Source organism: Chloracidobacterium sp., assembly GCA_016711345.1.
GTDB lineage: Bacteria > Acidobacteriota > Blastocatellia > Pyrinomonadales > Pyrinomonadaceae > OLB17.
Genome location: JADJTD010000001.1, coordinates 2,425,950 through 2,445,973, shown reverse-complemented (window position 1 = coordinate 2,445,973; position 20,024 = coordinate 2,425,950). Strand labels below are relative to the sequence as shown.

Sequence of the window (20,024 nt, the reverse complement as noted above, 5' to 3'; positions counted from 1 at the left end):
AATGAATTAACAGTTTTGTAATACTGCCGCCCTTTCCTCGATCTTATGCCAAAGCGTTGGCACAATTCGTTCGCGGTGACTAGAATCTAGTTATATCTATGTCCGAAGCGGTTCGCAAATATCACGAAGAAGAGGAAATTGGCAAAACATACGATTTTCGGGTCGCGCGTCGCCTTATTCGTTATATAAAGCCGTATTGGAAGCTCGCCGGAGCCGCACTCCTTCTCACGCTGGTTACAAATATCCTGATCAGCACTCAGCCGTATTTTACAAAGATGGCGGTTGACGATTTCATCACGCCCAAAAATGTCGATGGTATTTGGCTGTTTGCTCTTGCTTTTTTTGGAGTTTTCCTTTTTCGGTTCATTTTCTCGTATGTGCAGGAAATACTGCTGAATAACGTCGGGCAGAGAGTGATGTTTGACCTGCGGACCGAGCTTTTTACAAAGCTGCAGCAGCAGGAAGTCGCATATTACGATAATTACCCGGTGGGAAGGATAATGACACGGTTGACCTCGGATGTGGATGCTTTGAACGAGCTGTTTACGTCGGGTGTTATTGATGTATTGGGCGATCTTGTAGTGATCTTTGCGATCATCGGTATAATGTTTTGGCTCGATTGGAAGCTCGCGATTGTTTCGCTAATTACTGTGCCGCTTCTATTTACGGCGACAAACTGGTTTCGCAAACACGCTCGCAATGGTTTTGATAGGGTTCGCACCCGAAACGCCAAACTCAATGCTTTTTTGCAGGAATATCTTTCCGGTGCCCAAACTGTTCAGCTATTTAACGCTGAGAACAAGGCAAAGGCACGTTTTAGCGAGATAAACGACGATTACCGCAACGCAAATATCGAAACGATCTTCTATTACTCGATATTTTATCCGCTGGTCGATTTTATCGGTGCAATAGGCATCGCGGTGGTCATTTTTGCCTTTGGATACGAATATATCGGTGGTTTTGCGGCCGCCGGCGCCGGGCTGACAGTAGGAATTTTGGCGTCATTTATTCAGTATTCGCTACAGCTTTTCCAACCGATCCGCGACCTTTCGGACAAATTCAATGTTTTGCAGGCCGCGATCGTGGCCTCACACCGCATTTTTATCCTGCTTGACCGCGATATTGACGTCACAACCCCTGAAAAACCACTGAAAACAGGCCGCGCGGAGGGCCGCATCGAGTTTCAAGACGTTTGGTTTGCTTATAAAGACGAAGAATGGGTCCTAAAAGACGTTTCATTTACGGTCGATCTCGGGGAAAGTATTGCGCTGGTTGGACATACAGGTTCCGGGAAAACTACTATTACCAACCTTTTAATGCGATTTTACGACATACAGAAAGGGCAAATTTTGCTCGATGGCGTCAATATTCGCGATTGGAATTTGCACGATCTTAGATCGAATTTTGCAGTAGTTTTGCAGGATGTTTTCCTTTTCAGCGGCTCGATCGAGAACAATATCAGGCTCGGAAACGCTAAAATTGGCCGCGAAAGGGTAGAATGGGCAGCGAAAGAGGTGCATGCAGACAAATTTATACAAAAAATGTCGGATAAATACGCCTCTGAGGTCCGTGAACGCGGTGCCGGGCTGTCTGTCGGGCAAAAACAGTTGATCTCGTTTGCCAGAGCGTTGGCTTTTGACCCGACGATATTGATTCTCGACGAAGCCACAAGCTCGATCGACACCGAGACAGAGCAGCTTATTCAGCAGGCGGTCGACCGTGTAATGCAAAAACGAACGTCTCTCGTTGTTGCACACAGGCTTTCGACGATTCAAAAATGTGACCGGATCATTGTGCTTCACCACGGCGAACTCCGAGAAATCGGCACTCATAATGAGCTTTTGGGCCTACGCGGGCTTTATTGGCGCCTTTACCAGCTTCAATATTCGGATGAAAAACTGCATATTTCGACTGATTTTTTGACCGATCACGGCCTTGAATCCGGCTCTACGCCCTGAACGAATAACTATATTCTGGGGTTTGGAGTATAATTGACACAAGTATGTTGAACGAAGGGAATTTAGCAAAAACCGGCAGTGATTGTCCTTGGACGAACCGCGCAGTGACCGTCGAACGGGTTGCTGAGGCCAAATTACCTACACAATTCGGCGATTTCATGATCGCGGGCTATCGTTCAACCATAAGCAACGAAGAATTTGTGGTGCTTTACAAGGGTAAAATGGATGGTGAAACGCCGACCTTGGTTAGGATTCATTCGCAATGCCTCACAGGCGACGTTTTTGGCTCGATAAAATGTGATTGCGGGCCGCAGCTGCATAGATCCATGGAAATGATCGAAGCTGAAGGCCGCGGAGCCATCGTTTACCAGCAGCAGGAAGGTCGCGGCATTGGAATTCTCAATAAAATACGGGCTTATGCGCTGCAGGACGAAGGTGCCGATACCGTCGAAGCTAATGCTCAGCTTGGTTTCGCCATTGATGCCCGCGATTACCAGCAATGTGCCGAAATTCTCTTTGACCTTGGCCTTTGCAAAGTAAAAGTAATATCGAATAACCCAGATAAATTGGCTGCTTTAGAGCGAGCAGGACTACAAATAGTTGATCGCATTCCCATTGAGATCGAAGCCGAGGAACCTGCGGCTCATTACATGCGAACAAAAAAAGAAAAAATGGGCCATCTCCTCAATTCTTAGTTGGATTCAACTTTTCAGTTGCGTATTCATAAATATGGAAATTTGTAGTTTCCCTTCTTCGGCACGCCACACCTAAGCTCTTCTTATACAACATTTAGACCGCGAACCGCGAAAGGCATAGCATTTGCCTTAATTGATGCGAATGTATGCGTTTCTGCGGCCGTACGGCAGACGACAAAATACATAACCCTTTAGATTAAGGAAGATCTGAAATATGAAAACAAATATTAAATTATTTACGCTGGCTATATTTGCCATGGTTACGTTTCTTTTTGTAACCACAGGTATGGCCCAAACCAATTCTACGGGATCGGTTGATGGTGTCGTAACAGACTCCACCGGAGCAGTTGTTCCGAATGCAGCCGTGACCATAACGGGAGCGAATCTTATTCGTCCCCAGACAACATCTACAAACGGTGACGGTGCTTATCGTTTTCTGCAGGTTCCTCCGGGACGCTACACAATATCGACGGCTCCCGTAGCCGGATTTGGTGCCTACAAGCAGGATAATGTTGAGGTTAACCTCGCCCAAAACACAACGGTGAAGATCACCCTTTCTGCTAGTGGAGCAGGGGCGACGGTCGATGTTGTAGCAACTTCGGAGATCGATAACTCGACCAACACCACTGGCTCGAACATCTCAACCGAGTTCTTTTCAAACATCCCGACATCCAGAACCGTTCAGGGCCTCTACACGATCGCCCCGACAGTTGCACGTTCAGGCTTGCGTGACGCATCCGGACGTGACCGCGACCCTTCGGTTGCAGGTTCATCAGGACCGGAAAACAGCTACATCCTTGACGGTGTGACCACCACTGACCCTGCTTTTGGCGGTGCTGGTGCTAACCTTCCGTTCGAATTCGTTCAGGAAGTTCAGGTCAAGACCGGTTCGTATGGTGCCGATCAGGGCCTCTCAACCGGCGGCGTTTTTAACGTCATCACTAAGTCGGGTACAAACCAGTTCCATGGTGACCTGTTTGTATTTTATGGCGCGAAGGGCATGGTTCGTGAAACAAAGAACCTACCGCAGGTCGGCCTCGCACCTAATGGTTTTTCGGAAGTTGATGCAGGAGCCGACATTGGCGGCCCGATCGTCAAAGACAAACTTTGGTTCTTTGCTGCATTTAACCCGCAGAAACGTAAGAACAGCTATTTGACCCAGTCATTCCGTGATGACGTCGAAGGCGAGATCACAACACCTTTCTACTCAGGTAAATTGACATGGGCTGTCAACAACAGCAACACGTTCACATTCTCGACATTTGGTGACTACACCAAGGAAGAGGGCCATCTGTTTGCCGGTTCTGGTTTCGGCCAAAACTTGGACAGCTTTGCCGGCGAACGTCAGACCGGAGGCACAAACTATGCATTCCGCTTGAACTCGAACGCAGGTTCGAAGTTTATCGGTGAATTCTCGTTTGGCCTACACTACCAGAGAAACAACATCATTCCTGCTTCTTCAGTAGCAAGCACAGCTCTGATCACAGACAACTTTGCGATCTTGCAAGGAAATTCAGTTGCTAGTGTTACCCAGACCGGTGTAAACGCAACAAATACAAACATTGGTAAGGTTGATTATGTATTCTCGCCGGGTGGCAGTCTACAGAGAAACTTTGTACGTGATGGTTTTGGACTTTACCAAGACCAGAATCGTGACCGTTGGGAAGCGGCTGCTCGTATGCAGTCAATCGCAGGCGATCACACATTCAAGTATGGTTTTGAGCTCTATCAAAACAAATACGGCATTGATCAACGATCAACCGGCCCTAGCAACGTTTTTGCAAACCCGCTTGACGTTCAGCCGAGCAACGGTTCGAACCCTGCCAATCTAACAGTAAACGGCTTCCGCGTAACAAACAACTTCAGCGTTTGTACGACCCGTGGAACCGTGATCACTTGCCCGAGTGCAACACCGATCGCAGCACTTTTGTCGCCCGGCGTTGTATTGCCGGCCGGTTACACTGTAAATCCAGTTGCAACGGTTATCACAGCGGACGAAGTTAATAACAATCCGTTCCTCGTACGTGCATCGACTCGTGTTCGCGATTTCCAATTGGTTGCTGATACAAAGACCGATGTGCAGAGCTTCTACATCCAGGATGATTACAAGATCACCCGTAACTTACAGGTTAACATTGGCGGCCGCTGGGATTATCAGCAGGCCAAAGGCAACAACGACGTTGACTATCTTAAGCTAAACAACTTCTGGGACAACTTTCAGCCGCGTATCGGTGTTATCTGGGATCCGTTCGGAAAAGGCAGAGGCAAGATCTTCGCCAACTTCGCACGATATCTGGAAACTCCGATCCCTCTCGACGTTAACGTCAGAGCCGGAAGCAATGACACACAGACAGATAAGAACTTCAATGTAAACACCTTGAATGCTCCTCTGAACTCGACGGTCGCAACTGGTTTTGGCACACGTAATTTGGGTGCTGAAGCAACGCCTATCGACGCAGGCTTGAAGCCGCAGACCGTAAATGAATGGAGTGCAGGTTTTGAATACGAAGTCGGCCGTAACTATGCATTCGGAATGCGTGGAATCTATCGTCCGCAAGGCTCTGTTATTGAGGATGGTTCGTTTGACGACGGAGACCATTACTTCCTGTTCAATCCAGGCGAGCCAATTGGACCTGGAGAAGGCGGCCCAGCCGGAAACACCGAATATCAGGCATGTAACAATCCTGCTATCGGCTGCTTTGGACGTGCACGTCGTTACTACAGAGCTGTTGAATTTACATTCAACCGTAAATTTGCAGATAACTTCTCATTCCAGAGTTCATATGTGTTCTCGAGCCTCATCGGTAACTACGAAGGCCTCTTCCGTAATGACAACGGTCAAGCGGATCCGAACATCACTTCGTTGTTCGACCTCGTAAGCCTGTTGGGCAATTCATATGGACGTCTTCCGAACGATCGCCCGCATCAGTTCAAATTTAACGGTAGCTATACAACACCGTTCAAATTGGTGGTCTCGGGCAACTTCTATGCTCAGTCAGGTATTCCTTTCAATCAGCTGGTTCCGCATCCTGTATACGGAAACAATGAGGGATTTGGTGTTGTCCGTGGAACTGCTATCATTCCAAACTCGGCGTTTACGTCGGGTGTGGAAAGTTCAGTCGGTTCAAACCGCACACCAACGACATGGAATCTCGATTTGGGCTTCTATTACCCGATCAAGATGGGTGAAGGTAAACAGCTGCGTCTTACCGCTGACTGGTTCAACGTAACCAACACACAGCGTGCAGTTACAGTTGACAATACTTTTAGCATCAACAGTGGTGTTGCCGGTGTTGCTCCTGTTACCAATCCTTTTTGGGGCAGCGGAACGATCTTCCAGTATCCGTCGGCTCTTCGCATCGGTGCGAAATTCAGCTTCTAAGAATTCTTTAATACTTAGAAACTTTTATAGTCCGGAGAGCTCAGTCTCTCCGGACTTTTTTTATTTTTCGGCTCTGATATTTGATAGAATTGAGTATCAAACGTATCGTTCAGGCAAGAGGCGGTAATACTATGTTTCTCAGATTCCATTTACGAGTTGTTTTGGTTCTGTCGATAGTATGCTTTTCCTGTTTCACTGGTGTTTACGGGCAAGGGAACTCAAACAATACAGGAAACGGCGGCATACACTCGATCCGTGGCCGGATCTATCTGCCCAATGGACGCACTCTTGAACGGGCCATAAAGATAGAGATCCAGAGCACTTCACTTCCAACGCAATCTATTTACTCTGATACCAATGGGACATTTTCATTCACTGGCTTAAATCCGGGCTCCTATACGATAGTCATTGATGCCGGAGAGCTATTTGAGATAGCCCGAGAGTATTTTCTTATCGATAAGGAAGTTCAAACAGGTACCGTTAGGGTTGCGCCTATCCCAAAAACCTTGACCGCTCCTATCTATCTATTGCCTAAAAAGGCTAAATCATTAAGAAATGAGGTGCTAAATGCAAAATGGTCAGCTATCCCGAAGCAAGCAGTTCAGCATTTGAAGCGTGGTTTCGATCTATTACAGTCCGGCAAAGAAAGTGAAGCTGAAGCAGCTTTTCGCAGTTCTGTAGCGATCGCTCCGAACTTTGCTCCCGCCCATACAGCCATAGGAACTATCGAGTTAAAAGCGGGTAAGTTTGAGCCTGCGATAGCATCGTTCAAACAGGCAATTAGGTATGACGCTTCAGATTTCGAAGCTAATCTGAATTTAGGTATCGCCTATTTTAATTTGAACAGAATGAATGAGGCAGAGCCTTTTTTTGTTAACGCCGCCTATTTGAATAGTTATTCGATGATGCCTCATTATTATCTCGGCCTGATCTTCTCGGCAAAGAATGATGGCGATGTAGCCCAAAAGGCATTTGAGAAGGTCAATGATCTTGGTGGCGGAAACAGTTTCCCTATCATCCATAAGTATCTCGGCCGGATCTATACGCGCAAACGGATGAACAAAGAGGCCGTTTCCGAGTTTGAAACGTACCTCAGGCTGCTTCCTAGTGCTAAAGACACCGACGCGATCCGCAAAGAAATATCTGACATCAAAACCCGGCAGGACACAAACTAATCAATGCCCCGACTAGAACGCATCTATCGCGACTCGGTTCACGACATAATCCGATTAAATACTGGTACAGACGAAGGCCGCCTTGTTGTTTCTCTCATCGATACTCCAGAGTTTCAACGTCTAAGACGAATTCGCCAGCTTGGGCTAGCATATTTTGCGTACCAGTCCGCTGAACATTCGCGTTTCACACATTCGCTCGGCGCGTTTCATCTCGCTGGCCGGATGATCGCAAAGCTGCGCTTCAGCTACGATATTCCGGCAGAAGCTCAAACCGCCGTTCGTATTGCCGCACTCTTGCACGACCTCGGCCACGGTCCTTTCTCTCATGTTATCGAGAATATTCTCGGGTTCCATCATGAGCAATTTACGATCGATGCCGTTTTAAGTGACGAAACTGAGGTCGGCCGACTTCTAAGTTCATTTTCGTCTAACCTCCCGCAAAATGTTGCGGCGATAATTCGAGGCGATTTCAAGCCTCGTGCGCTCGGCCAGCTAGTGTCCTCTCAGCTAGACGTTGACCGGATGGACTATCTGCTTCGCGACAGTCTGATGACCGGTGCAAAGTACGGCGTATTCGATCTTGAGTGGATAATCAAATCTATCGAGATAAACGAAGCTGACGATCATCTGTATGTCTCCGCACCAGGAATCTACGCCGTCGAAGATTACCTTCAGGCCAGATACTATATGTATCGGCAAGTCTATTTTCATAGGACGCTGCGCTCCGCTGAAGCCGTTTTGAAAGTGTTACTTCGTCGTGCTATTGATCTATTTCAAAGCAGCGGCGATGTCTGGAGCTCGAAGGGCACGCCAATGGAGAAGGTACTCGCCGGCGAAAAACTCACATTGAAAGAACATCTCGAAATTGATGATTCAGATTTCCTTTTCAGCATAAAACGCTGGCAGCATTCGACGGACGCGACCCTTTCCGATCTGTCTGCAAGATTTTTGAACCGTAGGCTTTTCAAAGCCTTTGACCTTGATATGCCCGAATCAGAACGTAAAGCGTTTATTGCCGATTCGCGAAGGATCGTAGGTGATGCGGGATTTGACCCCAATTATTATTTTGTCGAGGACGAGGCGGGCAATGTTCCATACTCTTTTTATTCAAAGGACGCCTCTGATCCGAAGAATCTTATTTTTGTCGAGCATGGATTCTCGAACCCCACAATAAGCGAGATATCCGCTGTCAGCCCGGCCGTTCGCGGCCTTCAGGAAGGTTATCGAATACACCGTATATGTTTCCCGGCTGAGTTAAAGAACGACATCGCAGGTCTTTACCATAAGAGTTAAGTATGCAGTTGCTTCCGCAGAGAATCCTTCCGGGAATTTGCCTTCTTTTGTTGAGCTTTGTTATTCCAACAGTGGCGCAACAAGTCGCCATTATGTCGCCGGACGGGAGTGAAGCAAGTCGTCATTTTGCCGAAATACTCGAAGGTGAGATCGCGGCAAAATACCGCATCGTTGATACCACAATGAGTGAAGCTGCATTTGCCTCGACAAAGGCCGCTGACAAATTCAATATGAGTGTGGAAGAGTCAAAGGCCGCCGGCTTAGCTATTGGATGCGATTTTTTTATTCTGGTCAAAGCAGAAACCACTCGCAGAAGCTCCTCTGTACAGGCGAAATATTATGAGTCTCACGCTGCCGTTTACTCCGTCAGCACGCGCACCGGAAGACTAGTGTTTTGGGCACTGCCTCGATTTAATGCCACTACCGAGCAAGAGGCCAAAGCACTATTAAACGCGGCTGCAAATCCGCTTGCCTCAGAGATCGCAAACAAGTTGCGAATAGCTGCGAAGAGCGAATTGGCAGAACCTTTGCTTGTCAAAATGGACGAACCGCCAGACGCTGATTCGCCGCTTGCGAGATCCTTACGCACTCCGATCCCATATCGCCGAATTAAACCTGAATACACTTCCGATGCCTTTCTTTACGCGATAACAGCGACGGTAGATATTATTGTCGATCTCGACGAACGCGGCTTGATCCTCAGAACTGAGATCACACGATGGGCAGGTTATGGGCTGGATGAGTCGGTCGAAAAAGCTGTGCGTTCAATGAACTGGCGTCCGGCGGAACGTAACGGCAAGCCGTTGCCGATGCGGTTTTTGCTGCGATACAATTTTAAGAAGACCGACAAGGACTAAGCTGTCTAAATGAGGACCGTAAGAGCCGCGTTCAGATTCGTTACCTTTACCGCAGCAACACTCGGCCTGTATGCGGTGTGGTTGGCTGCAAATCCGTTCGTTAGCGACAAGCGGCGTTGGAGACAGTGGATCTTTGGTGCATGGACAAACAGCTTTGTTCGCATTTCGAATATGAAGATCGAAGTGACCGGTACACCGCCGACCGCGCCATTTTTCTTAGTAACCAATCATCTAAGTTACACCGACATTGGAGCTATACGCGCCGCGGTAACGGGAATTTTTGTCGCAAAGAAGGAAGTTGAAAGTTGGTTCCTTGCGGGAAGGATATGTCGCGATATGGGCACGATCTTTATCGACCGCAGCAATCGACGCGACATCCCGCGTGCTGGCGAAAAGATAATCGAACGGCTGGAACATGGCGAAGGCGTGATAGTTTTCCCCGAAGGTACCAGCACTAAGGGCGACGAAGTACTGACCTTCAATTCATCGTTCTTTGAGTTTGCCGCAAAGAGCGGAATTCCCGTCTCATACGCATCCTTAACCTATCGAACACCGACCGACGAACCGCCAGCAAGCATGACCGTTACTTGGTGGGATGATATTGGTTTTTTTGCACACCTTTGGCGATTGTTCAGGATATATGAATACACGGCGATCCTAAATTTTGGAGATAAAACCATCCTACACTCCGACCGTAAACAACTGGCGAAGGAACTTCAACGAAGCGTCGCCAAAAGCTTTGTTCCGGTCAAATAGAAAAGGCCGGAAGAATAGCATCCCGGCCTTGTTCCTAAAGTAAAAGCGCGAACTAGATCTCGTCATCCTCGATCTCGATCTTCATAGCTTCGTCGATATCAAAAACCTCGGTATCGTCGTCCACCTCGATATCTTCAACGTCACCGTCGAAGTCATCAACGACGTCATCAATGATCGGCACCATCGGCATACCGCCGCGGATGTAATCGCCCATCTCGTCGAACTCATCCTCCTGCTTACGGTTTTCCGTAGCATCGGGAGCGACCTTGACGTTGCGGTAATACTTCATACCGGTTCCGGCCGGAATAAGGCGTCCCATGATGACGTTCTCTTTGAGGCCGCGAAGGTAATCGATGCGGCCTGAGATCGCAGCCTCGGTAAGCACGCGAGTCGTTTCTTGGAAACTCGCGGCCGAGATAAATGAGTCCGTCGAAAGCGACGCTTTCGTGATACCGAGCAGAAGAGGTTCACCAACCGAAGTCTGGCCCTTCTCATCGCGGACACGTGCATTCTCGTCTTCATAGCGGAAACGGTCAACTTGTTCCTCGAGCAGGAATTCCGTATCGCCGACTTCCTTGATCTTGACCCAACGAAGCATCTGGCGAACGATCACCTCGATATGTTTATCGTTGATGTTCACGCCCTGCAGACGATAGACTTCCTGGATCTCGTTGACCAGATAATTCTGCAACGCTTCCATTCCTAGAACACGCAAAATGTCGTGCGGATTCAGCGGGCCGTCCATTAGCGGTTCGCCTGAACGGACGCGGTCGTCTTCCTGCACGTTGATGTGGGTACCACGCGGGATGTCGTATTCACGTTCGCTGCCGTCATCTCCTACAACGATGATCTTTCGTTTACCCTTTGCGATCGGGCCGAATTTGACGACTCCGTTTATCTCGGACATCATTGCCGTTTCACCCGGACGGCGAGCTTCGAAAAGCTCGACGACCCGCGGCAAACCGCCAACGATATCCTTTGTCTTGGTCGTTTCACGCGGGATCTTTGCGATCACATCGCCGGGTTCGACAGCTTGGCCGTCCTCAACGATGAGGTTGGCACGGATCGGCATCTGATAGGTCTTTTGCACCTTGCTGCCGCTGCGGATCTCGATACGCGGTTGATTCTTCTCGTCAGAATCTTTAACGACGAGACGCTTCTGGCCGGTGACCTTGTCGATCTCTTCTTCGACCGTCTTCCCTTCCTTGAGGTCCTGATATTTCACAGTTCCCTTGACCTCAGTGAGGATGGCGAACGTGAACGGATCCCATGTAACAAGAATGTCGTCCTCTTTCACCTTCTGACCGTCTTTGACGTGAACCTCAGCACCGTAAACGACCTTGTAATGAGCTACCTCGCGGCCGCGTTCGTCAACAAGGGCAAGCTCGGACTGACGACGCATCGAGATCATCTCGCCGCTTCGGTTCTTAATGACGTTGAGGTCACCAAGATATTTTACCGTTCCGTCCATCGCAGCAACGTGCTTGGTCTCCTGTTCGAGACGTGCCGTTCCACCAACGTGGAACGTACGCATCGTCAACTGCGTGCCCGGTTCGCCGATCGACTGTGCGGCGATAACGCCGACAGCCTCACCGATCTCAACCGTGTTACCAGTTGCAAGGTTGCGGCCGTAGCATTTAACGCAAATGCCGCGTCGCGATTCGCAGGTAAGAGCCGAGCGAATTCGTACTTTTTGCAAACCTGACAGTTGGACGTTGGCTCCCAGATCTTCATTGATCTCAACATTAGCCTCAACTATCACCGAACCATCGACCGGATCGACGATATCGTCAAGCGATGTACATCCAACGATGCGGTCACGAAGCGATTCGACCTCTTCACCGTTTCGGATAATGGCCTCTGCCCAAACGCCGCGAAGCGTTCCGCAATCCTGTTCTGAAACGATAACATCCTGTGCCACGTCAACCAGTCGGCGTGTCAGATAGCCCGAATCGGCGGTTTTGAGTGCCGTATCAGCCAACCCTTTACGTGCACCGTGCGTAGAGATAAAGTACTGCAAAACGTCCAGGCCTTCGCGGAAATTTGCGAGGATCGGATTTTCGATGATCTCGCCCGACGGCTTGGCCATCAGGCCGCGCATACCGGCGAGCTGACGGATCTGAGCCTCAGAACCTCGAGCACCGGAATCGGCCATGACGAGGATCGGATTCAGTTCCTTACGCTCCTTTTCACGCGTGTGCATCGCTACAAACATTTCTTTTGCAACGAGATCGGTAACATCGGACCAAATGGCCGTCACCTTGTTTTCGCGTTCCATATTTGTCATGGTCGCGTCTTCATACTGTTTGCGAAGTTTTTCGACTTCCTTGAGAGCATTATCGATGATCCCTTTCTTACTCGAAGGCGTGACCATATCGTCGATGCCGATCGAAACACCTGCCTTAGTCGCATAGAGAAAGCCCATCGCCTTCAGATCGTCGAGCAATGCAACAGTGGCATCATGCCCAAGCCGCAGATGGCAAAATGTTACCAGCGACTGCAAGCCTTTCTTCTTCAGAACGCCATTTACATAAGGCAGCCCGTCGCGAGTCAGGCGTTCGTTAAAGATCACACGACCGGCGGTTGTATCGAGAATGAGATCGACTTTCTCACGCGCCGTGGCACGCATAACGTCCTGCATGTTATGTTCGAGCGTCAGATCGATCAGATCGCCGCGCCAACGCAGTTTGATCTTGGTTTGAGTTTCGACTGCACCCGCATCAAGAGCGAGAATCACATCATCGATCGAGCCGAACACTTTGTTCTCGCCTTTCATCTCGTCGCGAGCAAGCGTCAGATAGTAGCAGCCGAGAACGATATCCTGAGACGGGACCGCAATGGGTTGGCCGCTGGCCGGTGAAAGCAGATTGTTCGACGCAAGCATAAGAACGCTCGCCTCGATCTGTGCCTCAGCCGAAAGCGGAATGTGAACCGCCATCTGATCGCCGTCAAAGTCGGCGTTGAATGCTGTACAGACAAGCGGATGGATCTTGATAGCCTTACCTTCGACCAAAACTGGCTCAAATGCCTGAATACCGAGACGGTGAAGCGTTGGAGCACGGTTCAAGAGAACCGGATGCTCGCGAATGACCTCTTCGAGGATGTCCCAAACGATCGGCTCCTGACGTTCGACCATTTCACGAGCCTGTTTGATCGTGGCAGCATGAGCGTCCTTTTCGAGCTTGTTGTAAATAAACGGCTTGAACAATTCCAATGCCATTTTCTTAGGTAATCCGCACTGGTGCAGTTTGAGCTCCGGACCGACCACGATCACCGAACGTCCAGAGTAATCGACACGTTTTCCGAGCAGATTCTGACGGAAACGTCCCTGCTTGCCCTTGAGAGTTCCGGACAACGATTTGAGCGGACGATTATTAGCACCGCGAAGCACACGGCCGCGGCGTCCGTTATCAAACAACGCATCAACAGCTTCCTGAAGCATACGTTTCTCGTTGCGAACGATAACTTCAGGTGCGCGAAGCTCGATCAGCTTCTTCAAACGGTTGTTGCGGTTGATAACGCGGCGATAAAGATCGTTAAGGTCCGACGTTGCAAAGCGTCCGCCGTCTAGGGGCACGAGTGGACGAAGTTCGGGCGGAATGACCGGAATTACGTCGAGGATCATCCATTGCGGGTTATTGCCGCTGCGAAGGAACGAAGTCGAAACTTTCAGACGCTTGGAATACTTGAGCTTTTTCTGCTGTGAAGTTTCCTCGCGCATTTTTCCGCGAAGTTCGTCCACAAGCTCGGCAATGTCTATCTGCGCAAGAAGGTCCTTGATCGCCTCAGCACCCATTTTTGCGACGAACTGGTTCGGATAATCGCGTGTCAGTTCACGAAAACGCTCATCGGTGAGCAGGTCTTTTTGTTTAAGATCAGGCACATCGCCTTCATCGACAACGATATATGTCTCAAAATAAAGAATTTTTTCAAGATCGCGAAGCGTGATGTCGAGCAGATGGCCGATACGCGACGGCAATCCTTTGAAGAACCATACGTGCGAGCAGGGCGACGCCAATTCGATATGGCCGAGCCGCTCACGGCGGACCTTGCTCTGCGTAACCTCAACACCGCATTTGTCGCAGATGACGCCGCGGTGTTTCATCCGCTTGTACTTTCCGCAGAGACATTCCCAATCGGACACCGGGCCAAAGATACGAGCACAAAAAAGCCCGTCGCGCTCCGGCTTAAATGTACGGTAATTGATCGTTTCCGGCTTGGTCACCTCGCCGTGTGACCACGAACGGATCTTGTCCGGCGAAGCAAGGCTGATGCGGATCGCTTCGTAATTTGTCGTCAATTGCGTCTTGTTATCGTTATTTAATCGAAACATATATCTCCAATCTGCGTGTCCCACTGTCCCAAACTGTCCCAAACTGTATGGGACAGGCTAAACCTTTGGAAACATTAGGCTTAGCCATTACTGTCCCACTGTCCCACGATTTTTTTTTCGCGGGACAGCGACGTGTCATTAATCGACGCCTACGAGAGCATCGACACCGGCCACAACTTCCTCAGGATCGATGTCCTCTTCCTGAATAAGCTCAACGTCTAGGCAGAGCGATTGCAGCTCGCGAACCAAAACGTTGAACGATTCGGGAATGCCCGGCTCGAAGTTTGAAACGCCCTTGACGATCGTTTCATAGATCTTCGAACGTCCGGCCACGTCGTCAGATTTGCATGTCAGCAATTCCTGTAGGATGTGAGCCGCTCCGTAGGCTTCGAGTGCCCAAACTTCCATTTCTCCAAAACGCTGTCCGCCGAACTGAGCCTTACCACCCAGCGGCTGCTGAGTAATGAGTGAGTATGGTCCGATCGAGCGAGCGTGGATCTTGTCATCCACAAGGTGCGAGAGTTTGAGCATATAGATATACCCAACGCAAACCTTCTGCTCGAACTGTTCACCGGTCATACCGTCAAAGAGACGCGTTTTGCCTGACGGGCCTACTGAGGCCGGAATGCCGAGTTCGTCGTATTTCGCATTTGCCTGGCCAATGTAGCCCTTGATCTCTTCTTCGCTTGCACCGTCAAAGACCGGCGTTGCAAAGTGCAGACCGAGTACACGTGCTGCCCATCCAAGATGAGTCTCAAGTATCTGCCCAACGTTCATACGCGAAGGCACGCCAAGCGGATTGAGCACTATCTCGACCGGCGTTCCATCCGGCAAATACGGCATATCTTCTTCCGGCAAGATGCGGGCGATAACACCCTTGTTACCGTGGCGTCCGGCCATCTTGTCGCCAACGCTGAGTTTACGTTTCATGGCAACGAAAACCTTGACCATCTTGATCACGCCCGGCGGCAATTCGTCGCCCTGCTTGAGTTTGGTGATCTTTTCGTCGTAGATGTCGCGAAGAATGTTGATCTGGCGTTCGGTCCGCTGCTGGTACTGCTTGACCTCCGCGGCCGTATCGATACGTCCCGATGAGACCTCAGCTTTGCTCAGCAGTTTGGGATCGAGTTCAGCCAGCATCTCACGATTGAGAGCCGTTCCCTTTTTGAGAATGACCTCTTTTCCATCTTTTAGATCCGCGTTGAGTTTGCGTCCCTCGAAAAGTTCGTAGATACGCTCGTCACGCTGTTCTTGAAGGATTCGAATTTCGTCCTCAAGGTCGCGCTGGAAATCTTCTTCTTCCATTCCCTCGATGTCGAGGCTACGTTCGTCCTTGTCCTGACCTTTTCGGGTAAAGATCTGAACATCAACGACCGTTCCGTCAATTCCCGGAGGGCAATTGAGCGAAGCGTCTTTTACGTCACCGGCCTTTTCACCAAAGATCGCACGAAGCAGTTTTTCTTCAGCGGTCAACTGAGTTTCGCCCTTAGGCGTAACTTTACCGACCAGAACCGAGCCTGGCTTGACTTGAGCACCGATGCGGATAATGCCTGATTCATCGAGATCGCGGAGCATGTTCTCCCCGATATTCGGAATATCGCGAGTGATCTCCTCAGGGCCGAGTTTTGTATCACGGGCCTCGATCTCAAGCTCTTCGATGTGGATCGATGTGTAGTAATCGTCCTTCACGAGCCGTTCGGAAACGAGGATCGCATCCTCAAAGTTGTAACCGCGCCAAGGCATAAATGCCACGAGCACGTTGCGTCCCAGAGCAAGTTCGCCGCGGTCGGTGCAAGGACCGTCGGCAATAACATGGCCTTTCGTTACACGTTCGCCGACCTGAACGATCGGACGCTGGTTTATACAAGTGTTCTGATTTGAACGCTTAAATTTGACCAACGAGTAAATGTCAGCCGTCACCTCACGTGAGATCGTGCCGTCAACCTGATGATCGGCTTTTACGATGATTCGTTCGGAATCGACAAAATCGACAACGCCGTCGCGCTTTGCAATAACCACGGCTCCGGAATCTCGTGCTGCGATCCGCTCCATTCCGGTTCCGACATACGGAGACTCGGCACGAAGCAGTGGCACTGACTGACGTTGCATGTTCGAACCCATCAAAGCACGGTTAGCATCGTCGTTCTCAAGAAACGGGATCAGCGATGCGGCCACCGAAACAAGTTGTTTCGGGCTGACATCCATATACTGAATCTCAGCTTTAGCGGCAGTAATGAACTCTCCCTTTTGACGGGCAGCGTTTCGCTCCTTGACGATAAATCCCTTGGGATCAAGCTCGATGTTCGCCTGACCGATAATGTAACGGTCCTCTTCCCAAGCGGTCAGGTAGAAAGGCCACGGCTCATACTCAGCCAGTTTGCCATCCTTGATCCTCTTGTTAGCAGCATCGACGGCTTCCTGCGGAACATGCTCCCCGGGCTTGAATTTTGTTTCACCGCCATTCTGAACTCGAACGTATTCAACAACACGACCGTCCTCGACCTTACGATAAGGAGATTCGATAAATCCAAACTGATTGATCCGTGCAAAGCACGACAGCGACGAGATCAAACCAATGTTCGGGCCTTCAGGCGTCTCGATCGGGCAGATACGGCCGTAGTGCGTTGGGTGAACGTCTCGAACCTCAAAGCCGGCACGCTCACGCGAAAGACCGCCTGGCCCAAGGGCCGAAAGACGACGCTTATGCGTGATCTCGGACAGCGGATTGGTTTGGTCCATGAACTGCGAAAGCTGCGACGAGCCAAAAAACTCGCGGACTGCAGCCGTCACAGGCTTTGCGTTTACAAGATCACGCGGCATCGTGGTGAACATATCCTGCTGAATGGACATCTTCTCCTTGATCGCCCGTTCCATGCGTTCGAGGCCGATGCGGAACTGATTTTCGAGCAATTCGCCCACCGCGCGGACGCGGCGGTTGCCGAGATGATCGATATCATCCTGACCGTAATGCTCGCTGTCCCTCTTCATGCGAAGAAGGTAATTAACGACCTCAATGAAATCACCAGCTTTCAAAAGCGGATTTTTAATATCCTCAAGATCGGGGCGGCCCATTTTGATGTTGAACTTCAAACGCCCGACACGCGACAGGTCAAATCGACGTGCATCGAAGAACATTCCTTCGAGCAAACGATAAGAGGTAGGCACCGTCGGCGGATCGCCGGGACGCATTTTGCGGTAGATCTCAAGAAGTGCATCAACCGGTTTTGAGATCGGATCTTTTCTCAATGTCGCCGAGATGATCTCGCCTATAACGTCGCGTTTCGGGAAAAACACGGAAAAGCTGGTCACGCCTTCCTCGATGATCTCCTGCAACTTGCCGGCAGAGATCTCGGTATTTGATTCGGCAATCACTTCGCCAGTTTCAAGATTGACAACATCTTCGAGAGCGTATGCTCCTTCAAAGTCAGCCGCTGCAACCTGGACCTTCGTCTTTTTCAAACGCCGCAGATCGGCAATTGCAGATTTTGTGACCTTCTTGCCTTTTCGTACGATATCTTCTTTCTTGTCCTTAATATCCTCTTCGGCCCTCATTCCGACGAGATGCGTTTCGCCTTCGTTTTTGACAAGGATTGAGAGTTTGCCCTTTTCGATGTTTACCTCATCGGTTACATAAAAGAGATTGAGGATGCTGGAGTCTGGATATTCCGCATTCTTGACAACCTCTTCGAGAATGTTGTCAGAGACAGTTTTCATGTCGATCTGCGGATTTAGCCAGAGGCCCAATGCACGCAAAAAGACCGTGGCAACCAATTTCCGCTTTCCGAGACGTGCGTGAAGGATTCCCTTCTGGTCGTATTCAAACTCGACCCAAGAGCCGCGATACGGAATGATCTTAGCCAGATAATCATCCCGATCGCCCTTAAAGAAAACGCCCGGCGAACGGTGAAGCTGCGACACGATGACGCGCTCGGTTCCATTGATGATAAACGTGCCGTTATCGGTCATCAGCGGGATCTCGCCAAAGAAAACGTCCTCTTCCTTGATGTCCCGGATCGTCGAGACGTTCGTCTCCGGGTCCTTGTCATAGACCGTCAAACGAATTTTCACCTTAAGCGGAACGCTGTAAGACATTCCGCGTTCCTGACATTCCTGCTGGTCGTGCTTGTGCTTCAGACCGACAGGCTCGCCGCAGTTGTCGCATAGATTTGGGCGAACGGCGTTGAACGTTCCGCAGTTCTTACAAAGCACCTCGGCGGGATTGAAAGGATCGACCTTGATCTTGGCGCTGCAATTTTTGCAGTTGGCACGCAGGTGCTGCAAGCCTTCGAGGTTGCCGCATTTGCACTGCCAGTTGCCGATCTGGTACTCAACATATTCGAGCGTCGCCGTCTCACGAAAATCCGATACCGGAAAGATCGATGCAAACACCGACTGCAGGCCGATGTAATCGCGTTCCTCAGGGATAAGGTCCATCTGTAGAAAGCGGTTATACGATTCGCGCTGCACCTCTATAAGGTTCGGGATTTGGGCAGATGTATAGATCTTCGAAAAATCCACACGCTCAGGCGCCTTGCTGGTGCGGACGCCGAGGCCGGTTGTGCTGCTTTGAAGAGGATTATTAATCATATAATTAATTTAATTGCGAACTATAAAAAAACCTGTTGATTTTTGCGAAACTTGCTGATACGATGCACGTGAGCGAAGTTTACCCAAAAATTTTGCGATACAGACAGCAAATGCGGTCATAGGTAAAATCTACCCAGACCGCTTTTCAGCAGCAATTGCTTACTTTAAGTTTTTCGAGCGTGCCAAAAAGAGACACCCACTCTCCACTATTTGCGACAAAAGAATCGCGTCTAAAAAACCAACGGAAACCGTTATGACGAAGTCTCCGAATCCGACTAAGCCGGCGACCCACACCACCTAAAACAAGTAAGACGGCGCGAACCAACTAGTTTATCATAAAACCAAGTGTTTGCAAGCCACCGGAGAGCCGTTACGATGAGCGACTCTCCGGAATGGTTGCAAGCAATTATTTGAGCTCGACGGTTGCGCCCGCTTCGGTCAATTTCGTCTTGATCTCTTCGGCTTCTGCCTTCGAAACGCCTTCTTTCAGCGGTTTCGGAGCACCATCGACGAGATCCTTGGCTTCTTTCAAACCGAGGCCCGCGACGACTTCGCGAACAACCTTGATAACAGCGATCTTGTTGCCGCCGGCGCTGGATAGGATCACGTCAAATGCATCCTTTTCCTCAGCAGCAGGAGCAGCATCTGCACCCGCACCAGCTGCCATCATCATCGGAGCTGCCGCAGCGGCCGCCGAAACACCAAATACTTCTTCGAGTTCCTTGACCAATTCAGACGCTTCGAGAAGCGTCATCCCTTTCAAATACTCAACTACATCATCTTTTGTAACTGCCATTTTCTTATATCTCCTATTTAGGGTTCTATTGTGAGCAAATAATTAATATTTACTCCATTTCGCCGTTCGAACCCAGGGACTTGGTGAAAGACGCGGGTTGCATCTCCTCATCTTTCTAAGCCCGTAGCATCTTGGCCTGACAAACCTTGATGCCCGTTTTACCTTGAGTATCGGCTTTCAAAATTCGAGACA

10 protein-coding genes are annotated in these 20,024 nt (G+C 49.8%); 7 read left to right on the top strand and 3 right to left on the bottom strand.

Annotated elements, in window-relative coordinates; all coding sequences use genetic code 11:
* Window positions 1-98 precede the first annotated feature (98 nt).
* From IPL32_10075 to IPL32_10045, 7 genes are all read left to right on the top strand, one after another.
* The gene (locus IPL32_10075) at window positions 99-1,958 is read left to right on the top strand and encodes an ABC transporter ATP-binding protein (protein MBK8466164.1); all 1,860 of its coding nucleotides are present in this window, start codon (window positions 99-101) and stop codon (window positions 1,956-1,958) included.
* A gap of 44 nt (window positions 1,959-2,002) precedes the next feature.
* Window positions 2,003-2,653: a GTP cyclohydrolase II gene (gene ribA / locus IPL32_10070; protein MBK8466163.1), complete on the top strand. Its 651-nt coding sequence runs from the start codon at window positions 2,003-2,005 to the stop codon at window positions 2,651-2,653.
* Between the two features lie 214 nt (window positions 2,654-2,867).
* Window positions 2,868-6,035 carry a TonB-dependent receptor gene (locus tag IPL32_10065; GenBank protein MBK8466162.1) on the top strand — a complete coding sequence of 1,056 codons (3,168 nt, stop codon included), beginning with the start codon at window positions 2,868-2,870 and terminating at the stop codon, window positions 6,033-6,035.
* Window positions 6,036-6,166: 131 nt separating this feature from the next.
* Window positions 6,167-7,210 (top strand): tetratricopeptide repeat protein, encoded by a 1,044-nt coding sequence (locus IPL32_10060; GenBank protein MBK8466161.1) that lies wholly within the window; start codon window positions 6,167-6,169, stop codon window positions 7,208-7,210.
* A 3-nt stretch (window positions 7,211-7,213) separates the two neighbouring features.
* A complete protein-coding gene (locus tag IPL32_10055; GenBank protein MBK8466160.1) occupies window positions 7,214-8,503 on the top strand; it encodes an HD domain-containing protein in 1,290 nt (429 codons plus the stop codon).
* Window positions 8,504-8,505: 2 nt separating this feature from the next.
* Window positions 8,506-9,360 carry an energy transducer TonB gene (locus IPL32_10050; protein MBK8466159.1) on the top strand — a complete coding sequence of 285 codons (855 nt, stop codon included), beginning with the start codon at window positions 8,506-8,508 and terminating at the stop codon, window positions 9,358-9,360.
* Window positions 9,361-9,369: 9 nt separating this feature from the next.
* On the top strand, window positions 9,370-10,116 hold the full coding sequence (locus tag IPL32_10045) for a 1-acyl-sn-glycerol-3-phosphate acyltransferase (protein MBK8466158.1): 747 nt from the start codon (window positions 9,370-9,372) through the stop codon (window positions 10,114-10,116).
* Window positions 10,117-10,168: 52 nt separating this feature from the next.
* Here the strand turns inward: IPL32_10045 and rpoC are convergent, their stop codons facing one another.
* The 3 genes from rpoC to rplL form a co-directional block, all read right to left on the bottom strand.
* Window positions 10,169-14,449 (bottom strand): DNA-directed RNA polymerase subunit beta', encoded by a 4,281-nt coding sequence (rpoC, locus tag IPL32_10040; GenBank protein MBK8466157.1) that lies wholly within the window; start codon window positions 14,447-14,449, stop codon window positions 10,169-10,171.
* 138 nt (window positions 14,450-14,587) lie between these two features.
* Window positions 14,588-19,036, bottom strand: coding sequence for a DNA-directed RNA polymerase subunit beta (gene rpoB / locus IPL32_10035; GenBank protein MBK8466156.1), 4,449 nt, complete (start codon window positions 19,034-19,036; stop codon window positions 14,588-14,590).
* Window positions 19,037-19,442: 406 nt separating this feature from the next.
* Window positions 19,443-19,832: a 50S ribosomal protein L7/L12 gene (gene rplL, locus IPL32_10030; protein MBK8466155.1), complete on the bottom strand. Its 390-nt coding sequence runs from the start codon at window positions 19,830-19,832 to the stop codon at window positions 19,443-19,445.
* Between the last annotated feature and the right edge of the window lie 192 nt (window positions 19,833-20,024).

Excerpts from the sequence above, each read along its gene's own strand:
- IPL32_10075 (MBK8466164.1), top strand. The coding sequence starts at position 99 with ATGTCCGAAGCGGTTCGCAAATATCACGAAGAAGAGGAAATTGGCAAA.
- ribA (MBK8466163.1), top strand. The coding sequence starts at position 2,003 with ATGTTGAACGAAGGGAATTTAGCAAAAACCGGCAGTGATTGTCCTTGG.
- IPL32_10065 (MBK8466162.1), top strand. The coding sequence starts at position 2,868 with ATGAAAACAAATATTAAATTATTTACGCTGGCTATATTTGCCATGGTT.
- IPL32_10060 (MBK8466161.1), top strand. The coding sequence starts at position 6,167 with ATGTTTCTCAGATTCCATTTACGAGTTGTTTTGGTTCTGTCGATAGTA.
- IPL32_10055 (MBK8466160.1), top strand. The coding sequence starts at position 7,214 with ATGCCCCGACTAGAACGCATCTATCGCGACTCGGTTCACGACATAATC.
- IPL32_10050 (MBK8466159.1), top strand. The coding sequence starts at position 8,506 with ATGCAGTTGCTTCCGCAGAGAATCCTTCCGGGAATTTGCCTTCTTTTG.
- IPL32_10045 (MBK8466158.1), top strand. The coding sequence starts at position 9,370 with ATGAGGACCGTAAGAGCCGCGTTCAGATTCGTTACCTTTACCGCAGCA.
- rpoC (MBK8466157.1), bottom strand. The coding sequence starts at position 14,449 with ATGTTTCGATTAAATAACGATAACAAGACGCAATTGACGACAAATTAC.
- rpoB (MBK8466156.1), bottom strand. The coding sequence starts at position 19,036 with ATGATTAATAATCCTCTTCAAAGCAGCACAACCGGCCTCGGCGTCCGC.
- rplL (MBK8466155.1), bottom strand. The coding sequence starts at position 19,832 with ATGGCAGTTACAAAAGATGATGTAGTTGAGTATTTGAAAGGGATGACG.